5 protein-coding genes are annotated in these 3,903 nt (G+C 63.3%); all 5 read left to right on the forward strand.

Annotation, left to right across the window (positions count from 1 at the left end; all coding sequences use genetic code 11):
- On the forward strand, nt 1–1,675 hold a 1,675-nt coding region (locus VF436_RS04650; protein ID WP_330902828.1), incomplete at its 5' end, for a copper-translocating P-type ATPase.
- Between the two features lie 98 nt (nt 1,676–1,773).
- Nucleotides 1,774–1,932: a hypothetical protein gene (locus tag VF436_RS04655; protein ID WP_330902829.1), complete on the forward strand. Its 159-nt coding sequence runs from the start codon at nt 1,774–1,776 to the stop codon at nt 1,930–1,932.
- A 56-nt stretch (nt 1,933–1,988) separates the two neighbouring features.
- Entirely contained in the window at nt 1,989–2,393 is a 405-nt protein-coding gene (locus VF436_RS04660; RefSeq protein WP_330902830.1) for a ketosteroid isomerase-related protein, read from the forward strand.
- Nucleotides 2,390–2,986 (forward strand): GNAT family N-acetyltransferase, encoded by a 597-nt coding sequence (locus tag VF436_RS04665; RefSeq protein ID WP_330902831.1) that lies wholly within the window; start codon nt 2,390–2,392, stop codon nt 2,984–2,986. The genes VF436_RS04660 and VF436_RS04665 overlap by 4 nt, the downstream gene beginning before the upstream one ends.
- Before the next feature lie 16 nt (nt 2,987–3,002).
- Nucleotides 3,003–3,903, forward strand: a 901-nt coding sequence (locus VF436_RS04670; protein WP_330902832.1) for a bifunctional folylpolyglutamate synthase/dihydrofolate synthase, incomplete at its 3' end; no start/stop codon positions are given.

Genomic DNA, 3,903 nt, shown 5'->3' on the forward strand with positions numbered 1-3,903 from the left:
CCGTGCACCGATGTATTTTGAATCGGCCGCGGTCATCGTGACTTTGGTCACCTTGGGTGACCTGCTGGAGGCACGTGCGCGAAGGCGCAGCGGCGATGCCTTGAAGGCATTGCTCGGATTGGCTCCCAAGACCGCTCGTCGCCTCGACGCGCATGGCGAACATGATGTGCCCCTCGATCAATTGCACAAGGGAGATCGTCTGCGCGTGCGTCCCGGCGAAAAACTGCCCGTGGATGGCGTGGTCTTGGAGGGCAGCAGTCATGTCGATGAGTCGATGCTGACGGGAGAGCCGATGCCGGTGATCAAGGCGGCGGGCGATACGTTGACTGGCGGCACGGTCAACCAGGAAGGCGCGCTGGTGATGCGGGCTGAAAAAGTGGGCACGCAGACCTTGCTTGCCCAGATTGTGGCGCAGGTTGCCCAGGCGCAGCGCAGCAAGGCGCCGTCGCAGCGTCTGGCCGACACTGTGGCCAGTTGGTTCGTGCCATGCGTGCTCGGGGCTGGCGTGCTGGCGTTTGCCGCTTGGTGGTGGCTGGGGCCGGAGCCACGATTTGTCCATGCCATGCTCGCAGCCGTCGCTGTGCTGATCGTTGCCTGTCCTTGTGCGCTGGGGCTTGCCACGCCGATCTCGATCATGGTGGCCAGCGGCAAGGCGGCGCGCGATGGTGTGCTGTTCAAGGATGCCGCGGCCATTGAAGCTTTGCGTCTGGTCGATACCCTGGTGTTTGACAAGACCGGGACAGTGACCGAGGGGAGGCCGGTATTGGGAGAGATCGTGGTTGCGCATGGCGTCAGTCGTGAACGTGTGTTGGCGCTTGCTGCGGGGCTGGAGCGTTCCAGTGAGCATCCGGTGGCGCGTGCCGTGCTCGCCGCCGCCAAGGCCGCTGGTGTGGAAGGGGCGTCGGTGGAGGCTTTCCAGGCGACTGCCGGCGGTGGTGTGCAAGGTAAAGCGGATGGCTCGGTGATCGCTCTGGGCAGCCTGGATTGGTTGCTCGGGCAGGGCGTCGCGCTCGATGATGATTGGCAGCGTCGAGCGGCCGGACAGCGCGAGCAAGGCGCTACCGTGGTAGGGCTCTGCGAGGGTGGCCAGTTGCTGGCGTTGCTATCGATTGTCGATCGGTTACGTCCTGGCGTGGTCGAGGCGCTGCGCGGCCTGCGAGAAGACGGACTGCGCCTGATATTGCTGAGCGGAGATCATGAAGCGACGGTAAGATGGGTGGCAGGGCAGTTGGGTATCGAGGAAGTCCACGCGCAGGTGTCACCGTTGGGTAAGGCCGCGCTGATCCAGACATGTCGCCAAGGCGGTCATCGCGTGGCGATGGCGGGGGATGGCATCAACGACGCGGCTGCGTTGGCGGCAGCCGATACGGGCATCGCCATGGGTACCGGGACGGACATGGCCATGCACAGTGCCCAGCTTACGCTGGTGACTTCGGATCTGGCCGCGATCGGCCGAGCGCGCGCACTTTCCATCGCTACCGTGCGCAATATTCGCCAGAACCTGTTCTTTGCCTTTGTCTACAACGCCATTGGTGTTCCTTTGGCCGCCGGTCTGTTGTATCCGTTGTGGGGCCTTACCCTGTCGCCGATGTTCGCGGCCCTGGCCATGAGCCTGTCTTCGGTTTCGGTGGTCAGCAATGCGTTGCGGCTTGGCAAGGCGCGCCCGGCGTCGTGACGCCTGTCATTGCCGATCACTGACGAGGCGTTCTGCCGCTTTGGCTCCGAGTTGGACAGGATATCTCCCACGCCAATCCGGCGCGGGGAGACATCGCCATGCAAACCATCAATCCATCTCGCAGCACCCTGGACAAGTACATGCCGCTGCTATTGGGCCTGCTCGTAGCCTGGTTGACCGGACGCGCGATCAAGCGCATGTTCTGGACGGCCTTTGGCATGTACTGGGCAGTGCGTGCGTCGGGTATCCACTGGTAAGCGTCCAATGGCTTAAACTGCGCGCCTGGATTCTTTCGTTTTCTGGAATGCGCACCATGCCCGAGGCCAAGGCCCTGATTGATCGTTACTACGCCGCGTTCAACCGCGGTGACTGGCAGGATATGCTCGATTGCCTCAGTGACGACGTGGCTCATGACATCAACCAGGGGCAGCGCGAAACGGGGCGCGACACGTTCGCCGCATTCCTTGCACGCATGCATCGCAGCTATGCCGAACAGCTCAACGACATCGTGGTGATGGTGTCACCCGATGGCCGCCGCGCTGCCGCTGAATATGTGGTGCATGGGCAATACCTGGCCGACGACGAAGGGTTGCCACCCGCGACCGGTCAGCGTTACGTGCTGCCGGGTGGCGCGTTCTTCGAGCTCCATGAGGGTCGCATCACACGCGTAAGCAACTATTACAACCTCAACGACTGGGTGGCACAGGTCTGCGCATGAGCTTGCGAGTGATTACCTGCGTCGGCGAGGCGGTGGCTCCGTACGTGGACGACCTGGCCAGGCTGCGTATCGAGGTTTTTCGCGACTACCCCTATCTCTACGAAGGGGATCGCGCCTATGAAAGTACCTATCTGCGCGCCTATGCGGCCTCTGAGCGCAGCGTATTCGTGCTGGCACTGGATGGCGATAACGTCGTGGGCGCGGCGACAGGTATCCCGCTGGCCGACGATGGCGAGGCGTTCCAGAAGCCGTTCCTGGATGGCGGTTACGACGTCAATGCGGTTTATTATTTCGGCGAATCGGTGCTTCAGCGCGCCTACCGCGGTCGTGGCCTGGGACACCGTTTCTTCGACGAGCGCGAGGCGCATGCCCAGCGACTGGGCGGCTTCGCGATGACGGCCTTCTGTTCGGTGGAGCGGCAAGCGGGCGATCCGCGCAAGCCCGCCGATTATCGCGGCAACGATGCGTTCTGGCGCAGGCGCGGCTACCAGCGACAGCAGTCGATGTTTTGCACGCTCAAATGGACCGAGCTCGGCGACCAAGTGCAGGGCGAACATCGCCTGCGCTTCTGGTTGCGTCCGCTGGCTGCATGAATTGAAAGGAGATTGCATGTCCGCGCGCACGCTGGCCCAATGGCTGGCTTATCAGGAAAGCACGAACGTCCGTGATATCGAGTTGGGTCTGGAGCGTGTTGGCCAGGTGTGGCGGCGCATGGGGGCACCGCAGATCGCCCGTCACGTGATCACGGTGGGCGGCACCAATGGCAAAGGGTCGACCGTGGCCTTGCTCGAGGCGATGTTGCGTTCGGCGGGCAAGCGCGTGGGCTGTTACACCTCGCCGCACCTGCTTCGCTACAACGAGCGAGTGCGCATGGACGCGATCGACGCCACCGACGATGCACTGGTTGCCAGTTTCGAACGCATCGAAGCGGCACGAGGTGCGCTGCCGCTCACCTATTTCGAGTTTGGCACCCTGGCTGCGCTGGATCTGTTCGCGCGTGCCGACCTGGATGTCGCGGTGCTGGAAGTGGGGTTGGGAGGACGACTGGATGCCGTCAACATCATCGATGCCGATGTCGCGGTGATCACGACGATCGACCTCGATCATATGGATTGGCTGGGCAACGATCGCGACAGTATCGGGCGTGAAAAGGCTGGCATCGCCAGGGCAGGGCGCCCGGTGATCGTGGGCGAAAGCGCTCCGCCGGCTGGCTTGCTGGAAGCACTTGCTGAACGAGGCGCCCAAGTGCAGCGGGCAGGCGTCGATTTCTGGAGTCAGCGCGATAGGGAGGGCTGGCGCTGGTTGCATCGCAACGGTGTCGCGTTGAACCTGCCGGACCCGGCTCTGGCTGCGCCGGTGCAATATGCCAACGCATCTGCTGCGTTGGCCGCCTTGCACGCCCTGCCCACCTTGGGTGTGGTCGCTTGGGAGCCGATCGCAGCCCAAGGCCTGCTCAAGGTCCACGTGCCGGCTCGATTGCAGTCCCTGGGAGGCGAGCCGGAGTTGATCG

Origin of the sequence: Dyella sp. (assembly GCF_036384435.1) — a bacterium.
GTDB lineage: Bacteria > Pseudomonadota > Gammaproteobacteria > Xanthomonadales > Rhodanobacteraceae > GSA-30.

Bases quoted from the DNA above. Each gene is read 5' to 3' on its own strand.
- VF436_RS04655 (WP_330902829.1), top strand. From the start codon at position 1,774: ATGCAAACCATCAATCCATCTCGCAGCACCCTGGACAAGTACATGCCG.
- VF436_RS04660 (WP_330902830.1), top strand. From the start codon at position 1,989: ATGCCCGAGGCCAAGGCCCTGATTGATCGTTACTACGCCGCGTTCAAC.
- VF436_RS04665 (WP_330902831.1), top strand. From the start codon at position 2,390: ATGAGCTTGCGAGTGATTACCTGCGTCGGCGAGGCGGTGGCTCCGTAC.